Origin of the sequence: Stenotrophomonas sp. SMYL89 (assembly GCF_036319985.1) — a bacterium.
Taxonomy (GTDB): domain Bacteria; phylum Pseudomonadota; class Gammaproteobacteria; order Xanthomonadales; family Xanthomonadaceae; genus Stenotrophomonas; species Stenotrophomonas maltophilia_Q.
Genome location: NZ_JAWIRW010000001.1, coordinates 413,739 through 437,826, shown reverse-complemented (window position 1 = coordinate 437,826; position 24,088 = coordinate 413,739). Strand labels below are relative to the sequence as shown.

The 24,088-nt window shown below is 65.5% G+C and carries 21 protein-coding genes; 10 read left to right on the top strand and 11 right to left on the bottom strand.

Going from position 1 to position 24,088, the window contains the following annotated elements; translation table 11 throughout:
- Window positions 1-9: 9 nt before the first annotated feature.
- A complete protein-coding gene (locus tag V3B41_RS02035; protein WP_049430775.1) occupies window positions 10-1,224 on the bottom strand; it encodes an FAD-dependent oxidoreductase in 1,215 nt (404 codons plus the stop codon).
- 134 nt (window positions 1,225-1,358) lie between these two features.
- On the opposite strand from V3B41_RS02035, the gene V3B41_RS02030 reads away from it, so the two are divergent.
- Window positions 1,359-2,294, top strand: coding sequence for a LysR family transcriptional regulator (locus tag V3B41_RS02030; RefSeq protein ID WP_049430778.1), 936 nt, complete (start codon window positions 1,359-1,361; stop codon window positions 2,292-2,294).
- A 13-nt stretch (window positions 2,295-2,307) separates the two neighbouring features.
- Here V3B41_RS02030 and V3B41_RS02025 read toward each other — a convergent pair whose 3' ends face one another.
- Window positions 2,308-2,823, bottom strand: a complete 516-nt coding sequence (locus V3B41_RS02025; protein WP_049430781.1) for a hypothetical protein — start codon at window positions 2,821-2,823, stop codon at window positions 2,308-2,310.
- 40 nt (window positions 2,824-2,863) lie between these two features.
- A complete protein-coding gene (locus V3B41_RS02020) occupies window positions 2,864-3,295 on the bottom strand; it encodes a BLUF domain-containing protein (protein WP_049430846.1) in 432 nt (143 codons plus the stop codon).
- 516 nt (window positions 3,296-3,811) lie between these two features.
- Between V3B41_RS02020 and V3B41_RS02015 the strand changes: the two genes are divergently transcribed.
- Complete coding sequence (locus tag V3B41_RS02015; RefSeq protein WP_049430784.1) at window positions 3,812-4,063, top strand: hypothetical protein; 252 nt, start codon at window positions 3,812-3,814, stop codon at window positions 4,061-4,063.
- 53 nt (window positions 4,064-4,116) lie between these two features.
- Here V3B41_RS02015 and V3B41_RS02010 read toward each other — a convergent pair whose 3' ends face one another.
- Together V3B41_RS02010 and V3B41_RS02005 are read right to left on the bottom strand one after the other, a co-directional pair.
- Window positions 4,117-4,986 (bottom strand): methylenetetrahydrofolate reductase, encoded by an 870-nt coding sequence (locus V3B41_RS02010; RefSeq protein WP_049430785.1) that lies wholly within the window; start codon window positions 4,984-4,986, stop codon window positions 4,117-4,119.
- On the bottom strand, window positions 4,986-5,900 hold the full coding sequence (locus V3B41_RS02005) for a LysR family transcriptional regulator (protein ID WP_049430788.1): 915 nt from the start codon (window positions 5,898-5,900) through the stop codon (window positions 4,986-4,988). The genes V3B41_RS02010 and V3B41_RS02005 overlap by 1 nt, the downstream gene beginning before the upstream one ends.
- A 75-nt stretch (window positions 5,901-5,975) precedes the next feature.
- Here V3B41_RS02005 and msuE point away from each other — a divergent pair, with 75 nt between their 5' ends.
- From msuE to V3B41_RS01990, 3 genes are read left to right on the top strand one after another with little or no spacing between them, the layout of a single operon-like run.
- The gene (msuE, locus tag V3B41_RS02000; protein ID WP_197619219.1) at window positions 5,976-6,563 is read left to right on the top strand and encodes an FMN reductase; all 588 of its coding nucleotides are present in this window, start codon (window positions 5,976-5,978) and stop codon (window positions 6,561-6,563) included.
- Between the two features lie 56 nt (window positions 6,564-6,619).
- Window positions 6,620-7,597: a DUF1852 domain-containing protein gene (locus V3B41_RS01995; protein ID WP_049430793.1), complete on the top strand. Its 978-nt coding sequence runs from the start codon at window positions 6,620-6,622 to the stop codon at window positions 7,595-7,597.
- A gap of 38 nt (window positions 7,598-7,635) precedes the next feature.
- Window positions 7,636-8,670 carry a methionine synthase gene (locus V3B41_RS01990; protein ID WP_049430794.1) on the top strand — a complete coding sequence of 345 codons (1,035 nt, stop codon included), beginning with the start codon at window positions 7,636-7,638 and terminating at the stop codon, window positions 8,668-8,670.
- A gap of 588 nt (window positions 8,671-9,258) precedes the next feature.
- Here the strand turns inward: V3B41_RS01990 and V3B41_RS01985 are convergent.
- The 3 genes from V3B41_RS01985 to V3B41_RS01975 all read right to left on the bottom strand — a co-directional run bounded on the left by V3B41_RS01985 (window position 9,259) and on the right by V3B41_RS01975 (window position 11,660).
- Window positions 9,259-10,074, bottom strand: coding sequence for a trypsin-like serine protease (locus V3B41_RS01985; RefSeq protein WP_197619221.1), 816 nt, complete (start codon window positions 10,072-10,074; stop codon window positions 9,259-9,261).
- 133 nt (window positions 10,075-10,207) lie between these two features.
- A complete protein-coding gene (locus V3B41_RS01980) occupies window positions 10,208-10,564 on the bottom strand; it encodes an excalibur calcium-binding domain-containing protein (protein ID WP_100443849.1) in 357 nt (118 codons plus the stop codon).
- A 91-nt stretch (window positions 10,565-10,655) separates the two neighbouring features.
- A complete protein-coding gene (locus V3B41_RS01975; protein ID WP_049430800.1) occupies window positions 10,656-11,660 on the bottom strand; it encodes a PHB depolymerase family esterase in 1,005 nt (334 codons plus the stop codon).
- A 197-nt stretch (window positions 11,661-11,857) separates the two neighbouring features.
- Here V3B41_RS01975 and V3B41_RS01970 point away from each other — a divergent pair, with 197 nt between their 5' ends.
- Genes V3B41_RS01970 through V3B41_RS01955 form a run of 4 tightly spaced genes read left to right on the top strand, consistent with a single transcriptional unit; the run spans window position 11,858 to window position 18,820 of the window.
- Window positions 11,858-14,056: a TonB-dependent receptor gene (locus V3B41_RS01970; protein WP_238378710.1), complete on the top strand. Its 2,199-nt coding sequence runs from the start codon at window positions 11,858-11,860 to the stop codon at window positions 14,054-14,056.
- 32 nt (window positions 14,057-14,088) lie between these two features.
- Window positions 14,089-14,967, top strand: a complete 879-nt coding sequence (locus V3B41_RS01965) for an alpha/beta hydrolase (RefSeq protein ID WP_329859855.1) — start codon at window positions 14,089-14,091, stop codon at window positions 14,965-14,967.
- Window positions 14,964-15,449 carry a MaoC/PaaZ C-terminal domain-containing protein gene (locus V3B41_RS01960; RefSeq protein ID WP_197650056.1) on the top strand — a complete coding sequence of 162 codons (486 nt, stop codon included), beginning with the start codon at window positions 14,964-14,966 and terminating at the stop codon, window positions 15,447-15,449. Before V3B41_RS01965 ends, V3B41_RS01960 begins: the two co-directional genes overlap by 4 nt.
- Window positions 15,450-15,484: 35 nt before the next feature.
- Entirely contained in the window at window positions 15,485-18,820 is a 3,336-nt protein-coding gene (locus V3B41_RS01955; protein ID WP_329859851.1) for a PAS domain-containing hybrid sensor histidine kinase/response regulator, read from the top strand.
- 4 nt (window positions 18,821-18,824) lie between these two features.
- Here the strand turns inward: V3B41_RS01955 and V3B41_RS01950 are convergent, their stop codons facing one another.
- Entirely contained in the window at window positions 18,825-19,499 is a 675-nt protein-coding gene (locus V3B41_RS01950) for a response regulator transcription factor (RefSeq protein ID WP_106548457.1), read from the bottom strand.
- Between the two features lie 129 nt (window positions 19,500-19,628).
- Here V3B41_RS01950 and V3B41_RS01945 point away from each other — a divergent pair, with 129 nt between their 5' ends.
- A complete protein-coding gene (locus tag V3B41_RS01945; protein ID WP_329859848.1) occupies window positions 19,629-21,269 on the top strand; it encodes a fatty acid--CoA ligase in 1,641 nt (546 codons plus the stop codon).
- 202 nt (window positions 21,270-21,471) lie between these two features.
- Here the strand turns inward: V3B41_RS01945 and V3B41_RS01940 are convergent, their stop codons facing one another.
- Window positions 21,472-22,209: a hypothetical protein gene (locus tag V3B41_RS01940; RefSeq protein WP_106548455.1), complete on the bottom strand. Its 738-nt coding sequence runs from the start codon at window positions 22,207-22,209 to the stop codon at window positions 21,472-21,474.
- Window positions 22,210-22,496: 287 nt separating this feature from the next.
- The gene (locus V3B41_RS01935; protein ID WP_329859844.1) at window positions 22,497-24,071 is read right to left on the bottom strand and encodes an alpha/beta fold hydrolase; all 1,575 of its coding nucleotides are present in this window, start codon (window positions 24,069-24,071) and stop codon (window positions 22,497-22,499) included.
- Window positions 24,072-24,088 lie beyond the last annotated feature (17 nt).

The window sequence follows — 24,088 nt, the reverse complement described above, 5'->3', positions numbered from 1 at the left end:
TCCCAACTTTCATAGGCGATACATGCTGCCTGCACTGTTTGCCGCCAGCCTTTCAACGCGGTCGGCCATCGGCAGGCCCTGCGACCATCCTGCCGCCATGGCCAGCGCGTCGCGCATTGGGTCGGATGCCCTGGCGCGCTCGTTGCGGATACGACAGGTTTCAGGGTCGTTGGCGAACAGGCCGCGCGCGAACATGCGGCCCTGCTCTGCCAGCCGGGCAGTCTTGGGGCCGCGGATGGTGGCGAAGCGCAGCAGTACCTCTTCCAGGCAGCCATCGCCCCCGCCAATGCAGCGTGCCAGGTGCCAGGCGTCTTCAAGTGCCTGGCATGCTCCCTGCCCCGATGTTGGCAGCGGCGCATGGGCTGCGTCCCCAATGAGCAGCACGTTTGCGCGGCTCCAGGTGTGCAGCGGCTCAAGGTCGTGCACGGCGACCCGCTGGACGGCGTGCGCCGGCGTGGCCTCGATGAGGCGGTCGACAGGCTCGGGCCATCCTGCAAACAAGCACCTCACTTCGTCGTGCATGCCCGCGGCGGGGGACGCCGCAGGGAGTGGGCGCGCCTGCGCGGCCGCCCAATACACCCGATCTTCGCGGACGGCGACGCAGCCGAAACGATCCCCGGCACCCCAGTAGTCATCGATCCTGATGTCGCTTGCCAGTGCCCTGCCCTGTGCAACCCCGATCCAGTTCACGAAGCCCTGGTAGATCGGCGTGTTGTCCCCCGCGACGAACCTGCGCGCCACCGAATCCATGCGCCCGTCCGCGCCGAGCAGCAGATCCGGGCGGATGCTGTGCCCATTGTTGAACCGCGCCACGGCCTTGCCGCTGGCATCCAGCTCAATTGTTTCGGCGCAATGCCCGAACGCCACCGGGATACGCGCTCGCATCACATGATCCAGCAGAACCGCCTGCAGGTCCCTGCGCAGAATCGTATGGGTCGGGTATCCCATGATCTGGTCTAGCAACGTGATATCCAGGCCACCCAGCGGGTCACCCGCTGCATTCCAGCGGTGCACGGATGTCGGCCGGCCGCCGACTGCACCCATGTCCTCCAGCAGCCCGAATTCCTGCAGTACGAAGCCGGCGTTGGGCCAGAGTGTCACGCCGGCGCCCATGGTTGATGGTGCGGTGCGGCGCTCGTATACGAAGCAGCTGTGCCCTTGCTTGTGGAGGGCAAGGGCCACGCTCAGGCCTGCGATGCCGCCACCCAGGATTCCTACGTCCATTCCAACACGCCTTTTATCAGCCCCGGGTACGCCATTGCGGAGCATCCATGGGGCGGGAGTGCAGTCTGGACTCTGCCAATGCTGGCAACTAGCATGCAGAAGTGAGAGAAGTTCATACCCTGGACGGGATAGTCATGCGCAGTAGTTTCGACCTGAACACCGTCCGTGTGTTCGTGGCCGTTGTAGACGAGCAGAGCTTTTCGGGTGCGGCGCGCCTGCTGGCCCTGCCTTCATCCAACGTCAGTCGCCATGTCGCTTCACTGGAGCGCAACCTGGGCGTTCGACTGCTGGAGCGCAGTACCCGCCACCTGCGCATGACCGAAGCCGGCACCTTGCTATACGCGCGCGCCAAGCCCCTGCTCGATACCCTGCTGTCCACCGAGGAGGAGCTCGGCGCGGTGCAGCGCGAACTGAAGGGTCCTCTGAGGATGTGCATTCCGACCGAAGCGCCACGGCTGCTCGCGCCCATCCTCGCCGAGTTCTGCAGTCTCCACCCCGGCATTGAATTGGAGTGCGACACGCGCCTGACCGGCCTGGAAGTGCTGCGCGAAGACATCGATCTCTCCCTGTTCTTCCACCGTGGCCCGCAGGATGACAGTGCGTTCATCACCCGTGTTCTGGCGACATTGCCCAGCATTGTGGTGGCCGCGCCGGCGTTGCTGGCCAGGACTGGCGTGCCGCATCGGGTGCATGAACTCAAGCGCTTCCCTTGCATCACCACCGCAAGTGCCCTGAAGGGGCAGCCCTGGCAGTTTCTCGACGCCACGGGAAACATCGTGAAGGTGTCTGTGCGCAGCCGCTATCGGGTCAACAGTGGGGAGTTGGCCGTTGCGGGCGCACGCCAAGGCCTGGGCTTTGCCATCGTTGCGGCCCATCCGTGCCAGGACGACATTGCCGACGGCCGGCTGCAGGAAGTGCAACTGGATCTGCTACCTGCGCCGCTGCAACTGCTTGGAGCCTATAGCCATCGCCATTCGGTCACGGCGCGGGTCCGGGCGTTGCTGGAATTCATCCAGGCCCGGCTGCAACCGGCAGCGCCTGTGTTGCGTCCCGATCAATCCGGGCGGTGACAGCGGCGGGCAGTCAGCGCCCGTCCGGCCGAACCGGCTCGCGAGCACCTGTTCTGGGAGCAAACGCCACCTTCTCTCCATTGACCAGCTCGACCACGAGCTGGTTGGAGTGATTGAAGCCGATGGTACTCGCCCAGGCGAAGTGCGAGACGGTACGCCGAAGCTGCGATGTGCGGCGATACAGTTGACCCAGGGTGACGGTGCGGACCAAGCGGCCACGATGGTAGAAAAGCAGCACCGGCTCGCTCAACCTCACGTCAGCCGGAACCAGGTTCATGCCCTCGTAGCCGACCACGACCGACTCCCCATCGTCCGACGGGAACAGCCAGCGATGCCACCCGGGTATCAGCCAGGCCTCTTGACCGGATGCCTGCGGCGTTACCCGTGTTGAATTCAAGGCCGGATCGGAATCAGCACAGAGATTCCGCGCGGAGGAGCATGCCGTGAACCTCTCCGGCGGCGGCAGCGGGGCATCGGCAAGCGCCGGGCCCGCAGCCAGTGCAGCAATGAGCGTGATGAGAGCCTTCATTTCACTGCACACCTCGATCAAGTGGCCGCCGAAGCGGAAACTAAGCGGCGTGTACGTAGGGCGCTACCGCCGCAGCAAGCACATCGATTCCCCACGCGGAGCCTGCGATTTCCTCGGGCTGGCTTCTCTTGAAGCGTGACCAGTCGGCCCTGGCAAGTCGGCCGACCAGAAGCTGATCGGCAGGAAGCTGGTGCATCGACCAATAGGGAAACTGGCGGGTAGAGACGCGCCCGCGGGCCAGCTCCACGACATCCGTGTGGCTGGCCGATTGCAGCACGCGCTCGTAGACGCTGGCCACGCCATCTTCCGGGCCTTCGAAGTACTGCACGAATCGCGTGCCGTCGTGCAGCAGCACGCCTGTCACCCCTGCAAGCTTGTTGAACCTTGCAGCATCGGCCACGAGCGCCTTCAGACGATCAATCGAAAGACCTTCGGCGGCCTGGCTTGCGTATACAACGGCCCTGATGGGCATGGACATCCGCCTTGAATGTGGCGCCACGTCGGCACCTATTCACACTCTAGCATCCGGTACAAGCCCGGGCCGTGATGCGTATTCTTAATTCTTCAGAATAAGGACGGTCGATGGCTGCGCCGTACGGCACGCCAGACGGCATGATGGGCGCCCCAAACGTTCAGGGCATTGTTCATCTTCATGCGAGACATCGGACAGTTCTATGTAGTCAGCGTCGAAGGAGTGGCGCGTGAGGATGGCACCCTGCTGCAGGTCACCCGGATTGATTGCTCCTGCCTGAAATGCTCAAGGCAATTCCGGGCCATTCCTGGTCATGGGCTTGTCGACCTCAACGGCGCTGCTTCGCTCAGCTGCCCGGGGTGCGGCAACCATCAGTCCGTCAGCCGTGCGCGGTTGGAGGAATTCACATTGCGGACTGACCCGTGAGTGGACCCGCACCGCTTCTCGACGCCGCGCCAACGCGCCCGACACCTCTGCATCGATATCTTCCCGTAGTAGACCCACAACGGCGTTCCAATGAGTCATACCGGCATATTCAAGATCACCGACCTCACCTACAGACCGGGCGCAGAGGGCGACCTGGCCCGGGCCCTGCAGATAGAAGCAACCTGCACGGCGTGCGGCGCAACCAGCGTCTGGGGTGAGCAGGAGATGGAGCATGTGAGAGGAGGCACCGTGCTTGCGTGCCGCGCGTGCGGTACGCGCCAGGCCATCAGCAATGCCGGCCTGATCAGCTGCCCGTCCGAGATACGACACCGGCAGGGCTGACCGGGACGGGACCGGGCAACCACGTGAACTGCCCGGCCGCCATGATTGACCTGTCAGCGGCGGGCAACCGACGCCTGCGCCCGATGCCGTTTGATCCAGTCCAGTGATTGGGCAATACCACCGAACGGGAAGAAGTGCGGGCTGGCCAACCCGTGGGCCTCAGTCAAACCGCTCACCAGGTGGTCCACGAATACTTCCGGCCCCGCGGTTCCGAGCAGTCGTCCGATCGAGATGCCGTACTTTGCCAGCATGGATGCACTGGCACCCACCCCGCACATTGCGGCGTAGCGTGCCAGCCGCGCGATGCTTGCCGGACCCGGCACGCCGACCAGTACCGGAACATCGATGCCACGGGCGCGCAGCGCGTCCAACCAGGCCAGAACGACGTCGGCATCGAAGGCGAACTGCGTGATGATCATCGGCGCCATGCCGCGTGCTTCGATGGCTCGGCACTTGTGATCCAGCACCTGCCAGCACTCGTCACTGCCCATCACCGGATGGCCCTCGGGATGACCGCCGATGGCGACGACCTTGATGCCGCCCCTCTCTAGAAGCCCTGTCTGGATGATCGAAGCGCTATCTGCAAATGGGCCGGCGGGCGTAGCCAGATCGCCGGCGATCACCAGGTACTGGGCGACACCGGCCTCGCTGGAGGCACGCTGCAGGAACCGCTCAAGCGCGGCACGCGACCCGATTCGGCGGGCCGGGAGATGCGGCATCGGCTCGAAGCCCAGTTCACGCACCCTGCGCGCCGCTGCCAGGCGTGCGTCGTCGTCCTCGCTGGCCAGCCAGGGAATGGAAATCGTCGTGCCACGCGGAATGCGGGCGGCTTCGGCAGCCAGCGCCGGCATGGCCTTGGCGCTTACCTCCAGCGAAAAGGCATCAAGGAAGGCCTGCGCCCGCAGTGACGTAGGTGCGGACATTACTTGCCCATGCCTGCACTGCTGGCCAGGGGCGAACTGTTCCGCGCCAGGTCGATGAAGGCCTCCAGATAGTCGATGCCGGTGTCGGCCTGGCGCGCACCCAGATAGATCTGCTTGGGAATGCCCTTCGCACCGAGGCGCACCGGTACCACGTCCATGCGCGCGGCATACTCCTCCACCAACCAGCGTGGCATGGCGGCCACGCCACGGCCGCTGGCCACCATCTGCATCATGATGTCGGTGGTTTCAATGGCCTTGTGCCGTCGCGGGGTGATGCCGGCCGGCAGCAGGAACTGGTTGTAGATGTCCAGGCGCTCGAACGGCACCGGGTAGCTGATCAGCACTTCCTGGGCGAGCTGGCGTGGCTTTACATGGTCGAGCTTGGCCAGCGCATGATTGCTGGCCACCACCAGCACCTGCTCGTAGTCGAATACGGGAATGAACTTCAGGCCCGGCTTCAGCAGCGGGTCCGGGGTGACCAGCAGGTCGATCTCGTACCCGAACAGTGCACCAATGCCGCCGAACTGGAACTTCTGCTTGACGTCCACGTCCACGTCCGGCCACGCGGCCAGGTACGGCGAGACGATCTTCAGCAGCCACTGGTAGCAGGGATGGCATTCCATGCCGATGCGCAGCGCACCCCGCTCACCCTGTGCGAACTGGCCCAGCCGCTCCTCGGCCAGGTCCAGCTGTGGCAGCACCCGGTTGGCAACCGCCAGCAGGTACTGCCCGGCCTGGGTCAGCCGCAGGCTGCGGCCTTCGCGCAGCCAGACGTCGGTACCCAGCTGCTGCTCCAGCTTCTTCATGCTGTGGCTCAGGGCCGACTGGGTCAGGTTGAGTACGCCGGCGGCAGCGGTGAGAGAGCCCTGCTGCTCGACCTGCTGCACGATACTGAGGTGGATCCGCTCCAGCATGATGATGAATCCCGCTCATGGATTGGTGAAGTAATACCATTTTACGTCATGGAAGGGCGTGGCTAGCATCGGGTCATGCTTTCACCTACCCGCCCCCTTCGAATCGTCGCCGTTTCCGGCGGATTGCAGCGCCCCTCCAGGGCCGCGGCCCTGGCCGAGCATCTGCTGGACCTGATGGGCGAGGACATCCATAGCGAGCAGCACCTGGTTGAACTGGGCGAGCTGGCCCCGCAGCTGGCGGGTGCGCTCTGGCGTTCGCAGCTGCCCGACACGGTGGAACGCCAGTTGGCCGCCGTCGAGCAGGCCGATGTGCTGGTGGTGAGCACGCCGGTCTATCGCGGCTCGTACACCGGGCTGTTCAAGCATTTCTTCGACTTCATCCACCAGGACGCACTGGTCGACACCCCCATCCTGCTGGCCGCCACCGGCGGCAGCGAGCGCCATTCGCTGGTGATCGACCATCAGCTGCGCCCGCTCTTCAGCTTCTTCCAGGCGCGCACCCTGCCGCTGGGCGTCTACGCCACCGACCGCGATTTCGTCGACGGCCACGTGCACAACGATGCCCTGATCGAGCGGACGCGGTTGGCGGTGCGGCGGGCCCTGCCGCTGCTGGCCCTGCCCCGCCACCGCGCCGCCGCCCTTGAGGCCGCCGCAGCACATTGAATGCCGGATGCCTTCGCCCGCATCCGGATGTCACCCCGCACTACGGAACGCCATCCATGACGACCGACACCTTCACCTTCAGCATCACGCGCATCCCCTTCAACGAGGATTACCAGCCCGCCGATGGGACGCGCATCACCACCAATTTTGCCAACCTGGCCCGCGGCGCGTCGCGCCAGGAGAACCTGCGCAACACGATCAGCATGATCAACAACCGCTTCAACGATCTGGCGCACTGGGACAACCCCAGCGCGGATCGTTACGCGGTCGAGCTGGACATCATCTCGGTGGAGATGCACATCGATGGCGGCAATGGCAGCGATCCGTTCCCGCTGATCGAAGTGCTGCGACCGACCATCGTCGACACCCGCACCGGTGCCCGTACCGAAGGCATCGTCGGCAACAACTTCTCGTCCTACGTGCGCGACTACGATTTCAGCGTGGTGCTGCCGGCCAGCAACGAAGGCAAGGCCACCTTTGGCATTCCGGAAGGCTTTGGAGACCTGCACGGCAAGCTGTTCAGGCATTTCCTGGAATCTGACGCCTACCGTGCCAACTTCAGCAAGGGGCCGGTGATCTGCATCAGCGTATCCAGCAGCAAGACCTACCACCGCACCGAGAACCACCACCCGATCCTGGGCGTGGAGTACCGGCAGGGCGAGTTCTCTCCCACTGACCAGTACTTCGACAAGATGGGCCTGCAGGTGCGCTACTTCATGCCGCCGGGCAGCGTCGCACCGCTCGCGTTCTACTTCCAGGGCGACCTGCTGGGCGACTACTCGAACCTGGAGCTGATCGGCACCATCAGCACGATGGAGGCCTTCCAGAAGATCTACCGCCCGGAGATCTACAACGCCAACTCCGTGGCCGGCAAGGTCTACCAGCCCAGCCTGAAGCACCAGGATTACTCCTCCACCCGCATCGTCTACGACCGCGAAGAGCGCAGCCAGCTGGCGGTCAAGCAGGGCAGGTTCACCGAAGAACACTTCATCAAGCCATACCGCGCCGTGCTTGAGCAGTGGGCCGCCCGCTGATCCATCGATTCCCCACTCGCCCCAGGAAACAAGACGCAATGTCGACGAAGAAACTGCTTCCCACCTCCACCGCAGGCAGCCTGCCCAAGCCATCCTGGCTGGCCGAGCCCGAGAAGCTCTGGTCACCCTGGAAACTGCAGGACGATGGCCTGATTGAAGGCAAGCAGGACGCGCTGCGCCTGTCCCTGCAGGAACAGCAGCACGCAGGCATCGACATTGTCAGCGACGGCGAACAGACCCGGCAACACTTCGTTACCACCTTCATCGAGCACCTCAGCGGTGTCGATTTCGAGAAGCGCGAAACCGTGCGCATCCGCAACCGCTACGATGCCAGCGTGCCGACAGTGGTTGGCGCGGTCAGCCGCCCGAAACCGGTGTTCGTGGAGGATGCGAAGTTCCTGCGCCGCCAGACCGCGCAACCCATCAAGTGGGCCCTGCCTGGCCCGATGACCATGATCGACACGCTGTATGACGCCCACTACAAGAGCCGCGAAAAGCTGGCCTGGGAGTTCGCGAAGATCCTCAACGAAGAGGCAAAGGAACTGGAGGCCGCCGGCGTGGACATCATCCAGTTCGATGAGCCCGCCTTCAATGTGTTCTTCGACGAAGTGAACGACTGGGGCGTGGCTGCGCTGGAGAGGGCCGTCGAAGGCCTGAAGTGCCAGACGGCCGTGCACATCTGCTACGGCTATGGCATCAAGGCCAACACCGACTGGAAGCAGACACTGGGCTCGGAATGGCGCCAGTACGAAGAATCGTTCCCGAAGCTGCGGACCTCCAGCATCGACATCATCTCGCTGGAATGCCAGAACTCGCACGTGCCGATCGACCTGATCGAACTGGTGCGCGGCAAGAAGGTGATGGTGGGCGCCATCGACGTGGCCTCCAATACGGTGGAAACGCCGGAAGACGTGGCCAACACGCTGCGCAGGGCGCTGCAGTTCGTGGATGCCGACAAGCTCTACCCGAGCACCAACTGCGGCATGGCACCGCTGGCGCGTGAAGTGGCACGCGGCAAGCTGCGCGCGCTCAGCGCAGGGGCGAAGATCGTGCGCGAGGAGCTTTCGGCGTAGCGCGGCCACCCGGCGGGCGACTGGGTGGAGCCTGGTCTGTGGTCGACCAGGCTCTGCCATTTTCCTGCACATCAGGCCGCACTGCCATCGGCGGCCGACGGGGCGCGAGCGCCTCCTTGATCCGCCTCACCTCCCCCGCTCCCGCCTCAGCCAGGCGGCGGGCCTGCTGCCGCTGCTCGCGGGAGAGCGGTGGCGTCCCCGCACCTTGCGTGCCGGGCGTTGCATCCACCAGTCGTGCCACTGCATCGCGCAGCCGCAACTGGGGGCAAAGCCGAACGGCGCACCAGCGCTCGGCATAGCGCTTGGCCTGGCGTACATTCGCCGCAGCGACGACCTTGCTTCGTGACATCCTGCGCGCATCCAGGCATAGGCGGATACCGAGTACGGGGTGTGCCATGATGTGCGCCACCGAACGGCCGTTCCACCATAGATCCCAGCGCCCGCCGTTCTGCACCCAGCCGGAAGGCTGGAAGTCGATCATGCACGCAGGATGTTTGAACGAAGAAGCCATCGCTGGAAGGATACAAACGCCGGTCGCATGCCTTGAGACCGGGCCAGCATCTACGCGACAGGCTCCTGGGCAGTCAGTTAACGTGACGCGTCACGATCGATAGTGCTTTCGATCCAGTCAATGTAGCGGGACACGCGAACGCTGTAGACCACTTGGCCATAGTAGCCGGCTTCAAGTGCGTGCTCGGAAACGGCAGTGATCCAGGACCCAAGGCCGACCAGCTTCCACACGCCTTGATCCTCGATCAGCAGCGGGCCGCCGCTGTCGCCGTTGCCGAGCACGCCTTCAAGGGGCAGGCCCTGCGGAGGCGGGTCGAACCGGTACCAGAGATAACGCGTGTTGCCGCCGGTAATCGCGTTGTAGGCCCGCCGCAGCGTCGTACGATGCGGCCCGCCGGGCACCAGTCCAGTCGCACCGTTGCCGGTGGCGCCTTTGCCGATCAAGGTGGCGATCTGGGTGACCTCGGCGCTGCCACGATAGAGCGCCAGCGGCTGCACGTCGCTCACCGGTGTGGCAAGTCTGATCAGCGCAATGTCATCCGACGCCGCCAGAAACGCGTGGATTTTCGACGCACTCCCCGTTGCCATCGCCTCCATGCCCAGCGCCTCGGGCATCCTCCGATAGCCGGGGTGCAGGAAGACACGCTCGACACCATAGCCCTTGCCATCGATGGTGATGGTGGCGCCCATCCCCTCCATCGGTGCGGCATGCGCGGCGGTCACCACCCATCTCGGTGCAATCAGGACGCCGTGCCCCTCGCCCGGCATGTCTGCCAGTGCCGGGAATTCCGTTGCGTCTATCTGGTACCTGGCATCGTCAACATCATCGCGGATGACCACGGCACCGGCGGCGAACGGGAGCGCGGCAAGCGCGAGGAAAAGCCAGCGGTTCATGGAAGCCTTCGTCCCTGCGGTCAAGTGACAACAGCCTAGGGCATCGCCCCCGACGCAGGGAGGTCGTGCGACCAGCCCTGCTGATGACCGACGAACGCGGGAAAACGGCGACTGAAGCCAGGCGGGCCTTGCCCTACCTGCGACCACGATAGGGTTCGCAGCCCACGCCATCATTGTCGCGATCAAGGTGTGGCCCATACCCCGGATCACCACGCCGTACCGGCGCTGCTCCGGCGGCGCGGGCCTCCGTGCAGTTGGCAAACACCCCGGACCTGCGCGCAGAACCGGGGGCGAAACTGCTGCGCGGGGTGTCGACATATCGAGGCGCTGCTGGAGCGCCTCGATGGCAGTGGTAGTCACCGGTCTTGCGGTTGGTGTGGCAGCCATTCCTGTCGAGCCCGCCGGGATGGCCGAGGGCGTTTGCCGACAACAGCAATGCGAGCAGGCCGAATGCGAGCCATGCGATTGAAAAAGCGCGTCGGATGTCCATGCCCTCCCCCTGTCAGGCAGTCCTGCCAGGGCGAAGGCTAGCATGGGGTTGCAACCGTCGATCAGGTTCGACACTACAGCGGTTGTTGCCTTCAGCGCTGGTAGTTCTTCAGGAACATCCAGGTGATCAACGTGGCATCCGGGCCCTTCGGGTCGGTGAACGGCAAGCCCGACTGGCTGCCACTCCACGCATGCCCCATGCCCTGTACCACATAGTGCTGTGCCAGCGTGCGACCGCCATAGGCATAGGTGTCCACCGTGTAGGCACGCCCACCCGGCACCTGGCCATGGTAGGTGCTGGTCGGCAGGTACTTCACCGAGTCGTTGTCCAGGCCGTCGTCGGCCAGGTCGTTGGTCTGCAGGAACTGGCGCACGGCCTGCTCACCGTTTACCGGGTTGACGGTGAGGTCGGCGCTGCCATGGAACACCAGCACCGGCAGCGGGCGCGGCATCGGTGAGCCCGAGCACTGCCAGGCCAGCCGACCGTTGCTGTCCGGCGAATGGATGCTGCCGGCCAGCAACGCGTAGGCGCTGCCGGAGATGGTGGTCGCACCCTTGAACATGCCGCCGGAATGGATGGCACCAGCGGCGAACACGTCCGAATAGCAGGCCAGCATGATCGAGGTCATAGCACCGCCGGCGGAAATGCCGGTGACGTAGACCCGGTGCGGATCGACGCTGTAACCGGCCTTCACCTTGTCCACGATGCCGGCCAGGATCGACGCCTCGCCGCTGTCACGGGCCTGGTTGATCGGCAGCTGCCAGTTCCAGCAGCGCGCCGGGTTGGAGGTCACGTTCTGGCGCGGATAGACCACGATGAAACCCTCGATGTCGGCCACATCGTTGAAGCCGGAGGCCTCGCCCATCAGGTTGGGGCCGTTGACGCAGCCGTGCAGTACCAACAGCAAGGGCAGCGGCTGCTGGTCGCTGTAGCCGGCCGGCACCCAGACCTGGTATTCGCGGGCGCCGAACAGGTTGCCGTACAGGCCGATGTCCCAATGCCCGGCAGGGCCCGCGGCGAGCACGCTGCCTGCCGACGCCAGCCAGCAGCACAGCGCCAGCAGTACCGCCTTGATCGAATCGATTCCGGAATTCATGGCCAGATCCTCATGCGTGAGTCGTGGATGAAGTAGTACCGGGGAGCGCGTCCGGCTGAGGGCACGCCCAGTATCCGCATCCGGCGGCCACTGCCGACTGGACCTAGGTCCACTCGCCGCTGCCGGATGGCACCGCTAGCCTTCGCTGCAGGGGTGGCAATGGGCCATCTGTGAGCACTTGCCTGGGGGAGGACCGAATGAAACGGAATTGCCTGAGTCTCATGATCGGCGCACTGCTGGCCTCCGGGCCGGTACTGGCACAGGACACGCCACAGGCCGTGCCGACGGCAGGCAGGACCGCTTCACCCACAAACCTGGACAGCATCAAGGTCACCGCACGCAAGCGCGAGGAAACGCTGCAGGAGGTACCGGTCGCCGTCACCGCCTTCACCTCCGAGGCGCTGGACAGGATGAATGTCCAGGACATCAGCGACCTGGATGCGCAGGTACCGAACCTGACCATCTACGCCGCCCGTGGCGCCAGCAGCACGGTTACCGCCTACATCCGCGGCATCGGCCAGTCCGATCCCACCTGGGGCGCCGACCCGGGCGTAGGCATCTATCTGGATGACGTTTACATCGCGCGGCCGCAGGGGGCGCTGCTGGACGTGTTCGATGTCTCGCGCATCGAGGTGCTGCGCGGCCCGCAGGGCACGCTGTACGGCAAGAACACCATCGGTGGCGCGATCAAGTACATCTCGCGCGGCCTGCCCACCAGAACCGAGGGCTTCGCCCAGGTCACCGTGGGCAACTACAGCCAGCTGGATGCCAAGGCCGCCATCGGTGGTCCGATCGGTGGTGCCGACAGCGGCCTGCGTGCCCGCGTGGCGGTGGCCAGCATGAACCACGATGGCTTCGGCGAGAACACGTTCAACGGTCAGCCGGTCAGCGACAAGCAGATCAACGCGGCGCGCGTGAACCTGGGTGCGTACGCCGGCGATGACTTCGACGTGCAGTTCGCACTGGACTGGATCGACGACCACTCCGGCATGCGCGGTTCGAAGATGCTGGCGCCCAATCCGTTCCTGCGCGCCTACCCGCCAATGGACAGCCGTTATGACATCCGTTCGGGCATGCGCAATCTCAACAACGTGGAAACCAAGGGCGCGTCGGCCACGGTGAACTGGCGCCCGAACGAAGATATCGCGGTGAAGTACGTGGTGGCCAAGCGTGAATCCGACAGTGAGGCCAACATCGACTTCGACACCACGCCGATCAAGCTGGCCGACGTGGGCGGCACTTACCACGACGAGCAGGTCAGCAACGAGATACAGCTGAACTACGATGCCGGCGGACGGGTGCGCGGCGTGGTCGGCCTGTACCAGTTCAGTGGCGAGGCCGGCGGCCAGATCCAGAACAACTACTTCAGCGCCCAGTTCGCCGACAACCAGGGCAAGGTATTGACCGACAGCATCGCGCTGTACGCGGATTGGACGTTCGACCTGACCAGCAGGCTCAAGCTTGATGTGGGTGCCCGCTACACCGACGAAGACAAGCGCGCGATCGTGCTGAACCGCCTCTATGCTGACCCGGGCTTCAGCCGGCCGGTGGCGGTGACGGCGGACTTCGACAAGAAGACCAACTTCAGGAACGTCTCGCCCAAGGTTTCGCTGGACTACCAGATCACCCCGGACATCATGGTGTACGGGCTGGCCACGCGCGGTTTCAAGTCGGGCGGCTACAACATCCGCGCCAACGCGGTGGCGGTGCCACGCTCGGCCGAGCCCTTCGACGATGAGACCGTGGACAGCTACGAGGTCGGCAGCAAGATGGCCTTCTTCGACCAGCGCTTCTTCCTGAACCTGTCGGCGTTCTACAACAAGTACAAGGATATCCAGCTGTCGGTGTTCACCGGCCTGGACACCAATGGCGATGGCATCGACGATTCCTTCTTCGGCGACTTCACCAATGCCGGCGCCGGCACCGTCAAGGGCCTGGAAGTCGAGTACCAGTACCTGCCCAGCCAGCACTGGCTGATCTCCGGCAACCTGGCCTGGCTGGACACGAAGTACGATGAGTACATCGATCGCGGCGTCAACGTCGCCAGGCAGATGAAGTTCACCAATGCGCCGGAATTCTCGGGTGCATTGAACGTGGAGTACCGCACTGACCTGGCCAACGGCAGCAACCTTTCTGCACGGGTGAGCTACAGCTACCAGAGCGAGGTCTGGCCCACCACCGACCTGAGCCCGGTGATCCGCCAGGACGGCTATGGACTGGTCAATGCCGGTGTGATCTGGCGCCTGGATGACGCCTGGACCTTCTCGCTGCAGGGCACCAACCTGGCCGACAAGGAATACCGCACCACCGGTTACAACATTCCGGCGGTCGGCACGCTGATTGGCTTCTATGGCCCGCCGCGCCAATATAGCCTCAGCGTCCGTTACGATTTCTAGCGCATCCGTTACGATTTCCAGGAAGCCCCTGCATGATGCAGTCCTACGTAGATCTGTACTGGCACAGCAATGATGGCCTGCGCCTGCATGCGCGCGACCATGCACCGGGTTCGGGAACGGCACCGCGCGGCACCGTGGTCTGCATTCCCGGCCTGACCCGCAATGGTGCCGATTTCGATGCGCTGGCCGATACGCTCACTGCCGGCGGCTGGCGCGTGATCGCGGTCGACCTGCGGGGGCGCGCGGGGTCGGAGCGTGCGCATGATCCCACCAGCTACAACCCGCGCACCTATGCCGACGACCTGGTAGCGCTGCTGCGCTCGCAGAACATCGACAGGGCGGTATTCGTCGGCACCTCGCTGGGCGTACTGGTGACCATCACCCTCGCCTCGCGCGCGCCGGAGCGGATCGCGGGTGCGGTCCTCAACGATGCCGGCCCCAAGGTGCCGCGTGAGGCGCTGGCACGGATCGGCAAGTACGCGGGCAAGCCGGTGCCGCCGATGGATCTCGAGCAGGCCACTGCCTATGTGGCATCGATCGGCAAGGCCGCGTTCCCGCGCTTCAGCACCGATGACTGGCGACAGATGGCGGTGCGTACCTTCCGCACGCGCAGCGATGGACTGCTGGAACTGGACTACGACCCGGCGGTGATCCGCACCACGCGACCGTGGGTGCTGTGGCTGCTGCGGCCGGTGCTGTGGCGCGCGGTGCGCGGGCTGACCTCGCGCGTGCCGGTGCTGGTGGTGCGTGGCGCCCTGTCCGACATCCTGCCGGCCGACGTTGCACGGCAGATGGCGGCGACGTCGGAGCGTGCCCGGCTGGTGGAGGTGCCGGATGTCGGCCACGCGCCCATGCTGTCCGAGCCTGAGGCGCGTGGTGCGATCCTGGCCCTGCTGGAGCGTGTGGAATGAACCCACAGGGCACCGACGCCACCCTGCCGGCCGTCCTGCAGCCGTTGCAGCAATGGGCGGCCAGCGAGCGGCTGAGTGGCGCCACCCGCATCGCCCAGTCGCGCATCGACGCCTTCGCCGATGCCACAGGCGACCACAACTGGATCCATGTCGATCCGGCGCGGGCGCAGGCACAGCTGGCGGGTGGGCGCACCATCGCGCATGGCTTCCTGCTGCTCTCACTGACCGTGGAAGACGACGTCGCCGCCCTCGCCGGCTTCCCCGGCATCGCCCACGTGCTCAACTACGGTTTGAACAAGGTGCGCTTCCTGGCGCCGGTGCCGAGCGGATCGGAGGTGCGCGTCCGCTCGCGGCTGCTCTCGCTGGAGCTGCGCCAGCCCGGGCAGTGGCTGCTGACCCAGCACAAGAGTGTCGAACGGCTTCCCGATGGTGATATGGCACTGGTTGCCGAGCAGTTGTCACTGATCGTGATCGCAGCCTAGCGCTGCCGCGCCCGGCTTCTGCCTACACTGGAGCGATGTTGACGCCCTCTTTCGTGCTGCTGGCCTGCATTGCGTGGACCGCACTGCTGTTTGGCGTGGCCCTGTGGGGCGAGCGCCGGGGGCATCGGCTTTCGAAGGCATGGCCGCTCATCTACGCACTGTCCCTGGCGGTGCACTGCACCGCATGGACGTACTACGGCGCGGCGTCGCAGGGGCTGCAATGGGGCTTCCCCATTCCACCCACCCTCGCTGGCATGGCGCTGATCTTCGCGTTCGGCCTGCCGTTCCTGCTCCGCCTGGGGCGACTGGCCAAGCAGCACAACAGTGCCACCATCGCCGACCTGGTGGTCGCACGGCTGCGTGCGGATCGCGGCCTTGGCTTCACCATCACCCTGGTCGCGCTGCTCGGCATCATTCCCTACATCGCGCTTCAGCTGAGAGCGGTCAGCCAAGGGCTGGGCGCACTGTTGGGTGATCGTTTCACAGCTGCCGGCTGGCAGCTGGACATGTCGTTCTGGTTCGCATTGACGATGGCCGCCTTCACCCTGCTGTTCGGTGCCCGCAAGGCATCGGCCACCGAACCGAACCGCGGCATCGTGGTCGCTCTGGGCCTGGAATCGGTATTGAAGCTGACCGCCCTGCTGGCCATCGGCCTGTATGCCGCGCTGTCGGTGCACGCGGCCGGCACGCCGCTGCTGGAAAAGATGGCACAACTGCCGCCACCGGCCATCGTGCCGGACTATCTCACCATGGTTGCGCTGGGCGCCATCTCTGCATTCACCCTGCCGCACCAGTTCCATGTCGGCGTGGTCGAGCTTCGCCAGACCTCGGACCTGAAGACGGCACGCTGGATGTTCCCGGTCTACCTGCTGTTGATCGGGCTGCCGTCGGTGCCGATGGCATTGGCCGGTGCAGCACAGCTGCCGGCATCGGTATCTCCGGACCTGTATGTTCTGGCCCTGCCCCAGGCCGGCGGTCGTCACCTGCTGGCACTGCTGGCCTACCTGGGCAGCCTGAGCGCGGCCACCGGCATGATGATCCTCTCGGGGCTGACCCTGTCGATCATGCTTGGCAACCATGGATTCGGGTCGCACCTGCTCGGCGGCATCGGTGGCGGCGTGGCCAATGCCGACCTGCGCCCGCGTGTCCTGGCGTTCCGACGTGCAGGCATCCTCGCCGTGTTCCTGATGGCGTGGCTGTACAGCCGCGCGATGAGCGATACCGAGGCACTCAGTGATTTCGGCCTGATATCCTTCACCGCGCTCTCGCAGCTGGCACCAGCGGTGCTGCTGGCCGTGTACCGCCCACGCACGCCTTCCCCGGCCATCATGGCCGGCATCGTGCTGGGTTCGCTGGCCTGGCTGTGGCTGGTACTGCTGCCGATGGTGATCCCGGCCGCGACACCGTCGGCCGGTCCCGATGGACTGCACTGGCTGGCCGTGGTCTCGCTGCGCGTGCAACCCGGCCATATCGCGATCAGCATGGGCGCCAGCCTGGCGATCAACCTGCTGACGGTTGCCCTGGTGTCGCGCGCCGTGCGTCCGCCGCTGCCCCGGAGGCGGGATGCGGTGGCTGCCGCTTCCCTGCGCAGGACCGCCGGGCGCTTCCTCGGCCAGGAGCGTGCGCGCCAGCTGCTGGAGGGCCACGCCGGGCAGATGCTGGATGATGACCGGGTCATCGCCATCGAGCGCGAGCTGACCGCCGTGGTGGGCGCGGGCATGGCGCGGCTGCTTGTCGAAGCCGCACGCGAGGGTGGCGCTGCGCCGCTGGATGCGGTGACCCGCGCGGTGGGCGAGGCAACGCAGGTACTGCGCTTCAACCAGCGGCTACTGGAGGCGGCGCTGGAAAACATGAGCCAGGGCATCAGCGTGGTCGATGCGCAGCTGCAGCTGGTGGCCTGGAACAGCCGCTACGCCGCGTTGTTCAGGTTCCCGCCGGAGCTGCTGCAGGTGGGGCGCCCGGTGGTCGATCTCACCGCCTGGGCACTGGGCCAGCTGAAGATTGGCGACGGCCCCGGCGACACGCCCGACAGAGCGCTGCAGCGCCGCGTCGCCCACATGCGTCGCGGCACGCCGCACCTGTCCGAGCGCATCTTCCCCGACGACACCATCGTCGAGATCCGCGGCAACCCGATGCCGGGTGGCGGCTACGTGGCCACCTTCACCGATGTCACCGCGTTCCGCCGGGCGGAAGATGCACTCAAGCGCAGCAATGAAACACTCGAGCACCGCGTGCAGGACCGCACCGCACGGCTGGAACAGGCAGTGCAGGAAGCCGAGCGCGCCAACGTGGCGAAAACCCGCTTCCTGACTGCCGTGGGCCACGACCTTATCCAACCCCTGCATGCCGCGCAGCTGCTGACCGATGCGATGTCGCAGCACATCGAATCGGAGTTCCTCGACAGCTTCCTGCGCCAGATCCGTGGTGCACTGGATTCCACCGATGACCTGCTGTCGGGCCTGCTGGACATTTCTCGACTGGAAGCCGGTGGACTGGTGGCCGATCCTCGACCGTTCGCCGTGTCGAACGTACTGGATCCGCTTGCACAGGAGTTCGCCGTACTCGCGGCCGCCCGCGGCCTGCAGTTCGGCTATGTACGAAGCCACGCCTGGGTTCACAGCGATCCGCTGCTGCTGCGCCGGGTGCTGCAGAACTTCCTGGCCAATGCCATCCGCTACACCCGCCGTGGCGGCGTGCTGCTGGGGGTGCGCCGCCAGGGCCAGAGGCTGTCGATTGGCGTGCATGACACCGGCCCCGGCATTGCACCGGAGCAACAGGCCGTGGTCTTCGAAGAATTCCACCGGATCGATCGCAGCAATGGCCAGGGCCTGGGGCTTGGCCTGACCATCGCACACCGTATCGCCGGTCTGCTGCATGCCCCCCTGCACCTGCGCAGCGTGCCGGATCGCGGCTCGACCTTCTCGCTCAGCGTGACACGCGCTGAGCGTCCGGAAGCGCCACGCGGCGGACCCATGGTCAATGGCAGCACCGCCCTCAAAGGCATCCGCGTGCTGGTGGTGGACAACGACCCGGTTGCGCTGGAGGCGATGCGCCAGCTGCTGCACTCCTGGGGCTGTGATGTCATTGCGACAACCGGCGCCGATGTGATCGAAGCATCAGCACATGAGGCCGCGCTGTGGCTGTTCGACTATCACCTGGATGACGGCGATACCGGTGTCGCGTTGTGGAAGCGACTGACGGCCATGCATGGGCTGCGACCGACGGTGATCCTCAGTGCGGACACCGGCAGCGCGACGCGCGATGCAGTCCGTGGCGCGGGGCTCTCTTTGTTGAGCAAGCCGTTCAAGCCGCTTGCACTCCGCTGGGCGATCAACCACCTGCTGGCCGCGAGCATTGCGGCCACGCCCTGATCCATCAGGGCCCAGGCGCTTCTTCGATCTGCCGGGAGGGATCGGCCAGTCCCATTTCGTGCAGTACGCGGATGGCCTGCGCGCGGTTGCGTACCCCCAGCCGCTCCATGATGCGCGTCATGTGTGCCTTGACCGTGCGCAGCTGCACACCCAGCCGGTCAGCAATCTGCTTGTTGAGCAGCCCTTCGGCCACCAGGCCCAGCACCTTGTACTGGTGAGCGGAAAGGCTGGCCAGCCGCGCGGCCAGGTCGGCGTCCCTGCTGAACGGCGCCACGCGCGCCACCGGCTCACGCAGAAGGGCCGGAATCCAGCGTTCGCCCTCCAGTACCGACTGCAGCGCCGCCTGCAGCTCGTGCAGGCCCGAGCTCTTGGGCAGATAACCGGCCGCGCCAAGGTCGATGGCACGCCGGATCACCTGCGGTTCCTCATTGGCCGATACGATGATGATCGCCAGCCCCGGCTGCAGCGCACGGATGGTCGCCAGGCCTGCAAGCCCGTGGTTGCCCGGCATGTGCAGGTCCAGCAGCATCAGGTCGATCGACTGGCCCTCAAGCGCATCGAGCACGCTGTCCAGCGAATCGGCTTCGCGGATCTGCAGGTCGGCGACCGCCTCTTCGGCCGCGCGATGCAGCGCCGCGCGGAACAAGGGATGGTCGTCGGCGATGAGCAGGGTCGGCATGTCCAGGCGAGATTAGCAAATCGCCCGCGGCTGGGCACAGGTACCTAGGTACGCTGGTGCAGGACGGCAGGATGGCTAGTGTGGCGTAGAGACGTCCAGTGACCGACACGCCCTCCACAAGGAACCCCCATGTCATCCACCTCGACCTCCGACGCCCATGCGTATCCACTGCTGATCAAGCAGCTGTTGCTGATGCCGCTGGCGGTAAGCCCGGAACAGGAAATCGTCTACGGCGAGCATGTCCGCTTCGACTATCGCACCCTGCAGGCACGCATCGCGCAACTGGCCGGCCTGCTGACTTCGCTGGGCGTGAAGCACGGCGATACCGTGGCGGTGATGGACTGGGACAGCAACCGCTACCTGGAGGCCTACTTCGCGGTACCGATGATCGGCGCGGTGTTGATGATGGTGAATGTACGCCTGGCGCCCGAGCAGATCGCGTATACGCTGAACCACAGCGGCGCACGGGTCATCCTGGCAAACCGGGACTTCCTGCCGTTGCTGGACGCCATCGGCGATCAGCTGCCCGACCTGCACACGCGCATCCTGCTGGATGATGCGGGTGGCGCACTGCCACCGGGCTTCGTTGGCGAGTACGAAGCAGGGTTGCGCCAGGCCATGCCGCTCAACCGCTTCCCGGACTTCGACGAGAATTCCCGTGCCACGGTGTTCTACACCACGGGAACCACCGGGCGGCCCAAGGGTGTCTATTTCACCCACCGGCAACTGGTGTTGCATTCGCTGTCGGCGATGGCCGCACTTGGCAGCGCCCCCCGCCAGGGACGCCTGCATCGCGACGATGTCTACATGCCGATCACCCCGATGTTCCACGTGCACGCGTGGGGCCTGCCCTACGTGGCCACGCTGATGGGCATCAAACAGGTCTACCCGGGGCGGTACCTGCCCGCCAGCCTGCTGGCACTGATCGCCCGCGAGAAGGTGACCTTCTCGCATTGCGTGCCGACCATCCTGCACATGCTGCTGGAGCACCCGGACGCTGCGCAGGCCGATCTGCAGGGCTGGAAGGTGATCATCGGCGGCGCCGCCCTGCCCCGCGCGCTCGCGCAGCGTGCACTGGCACGGGGCATCGACATCTTCGGCGGCTATGGCATGTCCGAGACCTGCCCGTTGCTCACCATCGCCCAGATCGACGTGGATACCGTGACCGATGCCGATGAGGTGCTCTCACTGCGGACCAAGGCCGGCCTGCCGGTGCCGCTGGTGGACCTGCGCATCGTCGATACGGACATGGCGGATGTTGCCCACGACGGCATCGCCACCGGGGAAGTCGTGGCGCGCGCACCCTGGCTCACCCAGGGCTACCTGCATGATCCGGAGGCCTCGGCGTCGCTGTGGGCCGGCGGCTACCTGCATACCGGTGACATCGGCAACATCGATGAGGGCGGCTACCTGCGCGTGACCGACCGCATCAAGGACGTGATCAAGACCGGCGGCGAGTGGATTTCCTCGCTTGCACTGGAAGACATCATCGCGCTGCATCCAGCCGTCAGCGAGGTCGCCGTGATCGGCATCAGCGACACGAAATGGGGCGAGCGGCCGTTGCCGCTGGTGGTCAGGCAGGCGGGCAGCGAGGTGACCGAAGCGGAGATCATCGAGCTGGTTGCGGCACGCAGCCGCTCGGGGGATGTCTCGCGCTTTGCGATCCCCGAGCAGGTCCGGTTCGTTGATTCGATCGAGCGGACCAGTGTGGGCAAGATCAACAAGAAGCGATTGCGTGTGCTGCATGATCCGAGGATGGAAGCCGGTTGAGGCGGCTGCACCCCAGCTCAGTGCGACGCGTCCCCGAGCAGCGCCCAGACGGACACCAACCAGGCAATCCCCAGCCCCAACAGCCCGCGCTGGCCGGGCATGCTCGTGGATAGCGGGCTTCGGTACTTGGATGCACCAAAGGGGCCGTTTGGATTCAGGCCTGCACTGCCGGTGCGCCCTGCTCGGCAGGATCGCGTGCCTGCTACTGGTTGGCCAGGGCATTCACCCCATGCTTGAGCAGCAGGTCGCGCTTGCGGTCGGGATCGCGTTCGTTGTATTCCAGCGTGCTCAACGGCCAGCGCTCGAAGGTGCGGCACATGCCAGCCGGTTCAGTGAAGGCGGTGACCTGCCTGGCCCAGTCGACGTTGCGCGGATCGACACCCCGATCAAGCCACTTCTCCACGTCCTGGCTCGTGCCGTGACGCAGGGCCGCATCGAGCGCAAGCAGGCCGATCGCGCGGCGTTCCGTACCCGGTAGCGCCTTGCTCCAGGCGGCCTCCGCCACGGCCTGGAGAAACTGGTGACGTGCCTCGCTGACCGCAGGCAGCCCTTCGCTGCCCTTCCCTTCGATCACATTGGTCCGCACCAGGCAGAGCAACTTGGCGGGACTCAGCGTCGGCGCGTTTTCTTCCAGGGCGGCCAGCAAGGGCGCTGGATCGTCCTGCTCGATCGCAGGTTCCAGACGAGCACGGTGCGCTGCCATCGCTTCGAACTTCGCCTCTTGGGCGGCCAACTCCTCGCTGGACACCGCCAGCGGGTCGAACAACGGTGAGTCGTAACCAGCGAAGAAGCTGACAACATTGAGGCATGCACCGGACAACAGCACCAGGATGAGACCGAACCGCCGCACACCAGCACGCATGGCAACCGCCGCCGTCACCGTGGCACCCAGCAGCACAGCAACCACCGCGCACAGCAGCAGGATCGGCAGCAGCATCATCAGCCCCATTCCTGCGTAGGCTCCGTGTGGCCTGGCCAACGGCAACAGTGCCGAGATGAGGTAGGTCAGCACGGCCACTGCGAACATGGCGGCGAATGTCAGCAACCAGCGGTTGAGCGCTCCGCGAGCCGCAGGATGTGATGCAGGCGTTGGCATGCCCATCCGGTCATCTCCTGAGCCGGCGATCCGTCACCGGCACTTGATTCAGTCTAGTCCACCTCTACCTTCACAGCCCACTCCTGGCGATCACGCGCCGTATCACGGCACTCATACGGCGCGGTACCACTTCAATGCAGCGGCACCTTCAGCACCGAAGGTGCGTTGGCTGGCGAGCTGAAGGTCACCGTGCCTCCCAACTGGCTGATGCCCGAGTAGCGCAGATCCACCGTATCAACCACCAGGGTCAGGCGGCTGCCAGCCGGAATGTTCCAGCTGCTCGCTTCCAGGCGCAGGTCCAACGTCTTCGGCTGGCCCGGCGTGGCGCCGCGCAGCGTGTAGGGCTTATGGCTGATCAGCTGGCCGTTGCCCAGCACATCCTCCGCATACAGGTAGGCATACAGCGTGGTGTTGGCGCGGCTGGGCGTGACGGTCAAGCGCACCTCCGGCGCGCCGTCCAGGCGACGTGCACTCCATTGGACCGGCCCTTGCCAGACGCCGGCGGCGTTTCGGCCCACGAACGGAACATTGGCGCCTGGCGGCAGATTGATCATCTGCAGCGCGCCGGAGGCCATCGCCACGCCCGAGTTGGCGGCGGTCAGCAGGCCACTGCCGATACGGTAGTTCCAGCCGGTGCTGCTTCCGCTCTCGGCCAGGCCGCCGGTGGGCAGCAGCAGTCCTTTGGGTGCGGTAAGCGCATAGCTGATGGCGCCGGCATTGGTCGCCTGCCAGTTCGGATACGTGCTCCAGCTGCCCTTCTGCGACTTCAGCTGCACCGCAGGCTGCCGGTCGATGCCATTGGCTTCACCCTTGAGGTAGTGGTCGAACCAGTCGCCAACCGAGTCATAGACCTCGTTGGGAATGCCCAGTGCGCCGAAGGCTTCGTTGAGCGCGTGGTCGCCATGGCGCAGCTGCAGCTGCTTGGGGCCCTTCAGGCGGTTGAAGAAGTCCACCAGCTGGCCCGGGGGGAACAGGCTGTCGTTGAAGGCGTTGGCCAGGAACACCGCCGGCTGGTTGGCGTTGATCTCATCAATGCTGGCCCCGGGGCTGCGCTGCGCCGCCACAGGCAACAGTGAGTCCACCGCACCCTGGTAGTTGCCCACCAGCACATTGCGGTTGATGGTAGTCAGCTCCGGTCCCGGACGGCCGGTGGCCAGGCCAGCCGCCACCAGCAGCGCGATGCCCTGTGCGCTGGGGGTGTCGTTGCTGTACAGCGAGGCCTGGAGATCGGCCCAGCCACTCAGTGCCGCCACCGCTTTGATGCGCGGGTCGCGTGCTGCGGACAGCAGGCTGGTGCCGGCGCCGTACGAGATGCCCGAGACGCCAACACGCGTGGGATCGGCCCGGGTGTTGTCCAGCGCCCAGTCGATCAGGGCGCTGACATCCTCGACCGTGGCCGGCCCGGCGATGTCGATGCTGCCGCCCGATTCCCAGAAGCCACGCGAGCTGTAGCTGATCACCACGTAGCCACGGCGCGCCAACGACTGTGCCACCCCCACGTACTCCACGCTGGGCACCGCCCAGCTGCTGGGCATCACCAGCAGCGGGTAGCGGCCATTGCTCGCGTCCTGCGGTTCGATGACGAAGGCCCCGAGAGGCGTTCCATCCCAGCTGGGAATGGTGCGATGGGTGGTCTTGACCGTCGCCGCCCAGGCGGTGGGCGCCAGCCCGGTCAGCAGGATCAACAGCAGCAGAACCTTGCGCATCGTCGTCTCTCCCCGTC

What these genes read in the sequence shown, in the direction of transcription:
- V3B41_RS01955 (WP_329859851.1), top strand. Translation starts at nt 15,485, where the DNA reads ATGTTGACGCCCTCTTTCGTGCTGCTGGCCTGCATTGCGTGGACCGCA.
- V3B41_RS01995 (WP_049430793.1), top strand. Translation starts at nt 6,620, where the DNA reads ATGACGACCGACACCTTCACCTTCAGCATCACGCGCATCCCCTTCAAC.
- V3B41_RS01985 (WP_197619221.1), bottom strand. Translation starts at nt 10,074, where the DNA reads ATGAACCGCTGGCTTTTCCTCGCGCTTGCCGCGCTCCCGTTCGCCGCC.
- V3B41_RS02010 (WP_049430785.1), bottom strand. Translation starts at nt 4,986, where the DNA reads ATGTCCGCACCTACGTCACTGCGGGCGCAGGCCTTCCTTGATGCCTTT.
- V3B41_RS01980 (WP_100443849.1), bottom strand. Translation starts at nt 10,564, where the DNA reads ATGGACATCCGACGCGCTTTTTCAATCGCATGGCTCGCATTCGGCCTG.
- V3B41_RS01940 (WP_106548455.1), bottom strand. Translation starts at nt 22,209, where the DNA reads ATGATGCTGCTGCCGATCCTGCTGCTGTGCGCGGTGGTTGCTGTGCTG.
- V3B41_RS01960 (WP_197650056.1), top strand. Translation starts at nt 14,964, where the DNA reads ATGAACCCACAGGGCACCGACGCCACCCTGCCGGCCGTCCTGCAGCCG.
- V3B41_RS01965 (WP_329859855.1), top strand. Translation starts at nt 14,089, where the DNA reads ATGATGCAGTCCTACGTAGATCTGTACTGGCACAGCAATGATGGCCTG.
- msuE (WP_197619219.1), top strand. Translation starts at nt 5,976, where the DNA reads ATGCTTTCACCTACCCGCCCCCTTCGAATCGTCGCCGTTTCCGGCGGA.
- V3B41_RS01950 (WP_106548457.1), bottom strand. Translation starts at nt 19,499, where the DNA reads ATGCCGACCCTGCTCATCGCCGACGACCATCCCTTGTTCCGCGCGGCG.
- V3B41_RS02030 (WP_049430778.1), top strand. Translation starts at nt 1,359, where the DNA reads ATGCGCAGTAGTTTCGACCTGAACACCGTCCGTGTGTTCGTGGCCGTT.
- V3B41_RS02020 (WP_049430846.1), bottom strand. Translation starts at nt 3,295, where the DNA reads ATGCCCATCAGGGCCGTTGTATACGCAAGCCAGGCCGCCGAAGGTCTT.
- V3B41_RS01975 (WP_049430800.1), bottom strand. Translation starts at nt 11,660, where the DNA reads ATGAATTCCGGAATCGATTCGATCAAGGCGGTACTGCTGGCGCTGTGC.
- V3B41_RS01990 (WP_049430794.1), top strand. Translation starts at nt 7,636, where the DNA reads ATGTCGACGAAGAAACTGCTTCCCACCTCCACCGCAGGCAGCCTGCCC.
- V3B41_RS01935 (WP_329859844.1), bottom strand. Translation starts at nt 24,071, where the DNA reads ATGCGCAAGGTTCTGCTGCTGTTGATCCTGCTGACCGGGCTGGCGCCC.
- V3B41_RS02015 (WP_049430784.1), top strand. Translation starts at nt 3,812, where the DNA reads ATGAGTCATACCGGCATATTCAAGATCACCGACCTCACCTACAGACCG.
- V3B41_RS02035 (WP_049430775.1), bottom strand. Translation starts at nt 1,224, where the DNA reads ATGGACGTAGGAATCCTGGGTGGCGGCATCGCAGGCCTGAGCGTGGCC.
- V3B41_RS02025 (WP_049430781.1), bottom strand. Translation starts at nt 2,823, where the DNA reads ATGAAGGCTCTCATCACGCTCATTGCTGCACTGGCTGCGGGCCCGGCG.
- V3B41_RS01970 (WP_238378710.1), top strand. Translation starts at nt 11,858, where the DNA reads ATGAAACGGAATTGCCTGAGTCTCATGATCGGCGCACTGCTGGCCTCC.
- V3B41_RS01945 (WP_329859848.1), top strand. Translation starts at nt 19,629, where the DNA reads ATGTCATCCACCTCGACCTCCGACGCCCATGCGTATCCACTGCTGATC.
- V3B41_RS02005 (WP_049430788.1), bottom strand. Translation starts at nt 5,900, where the DNA reads ATGCTGGAGCGGATCCACCTCAGTATCGTGCAGCAGGTCGAGCAGCAG.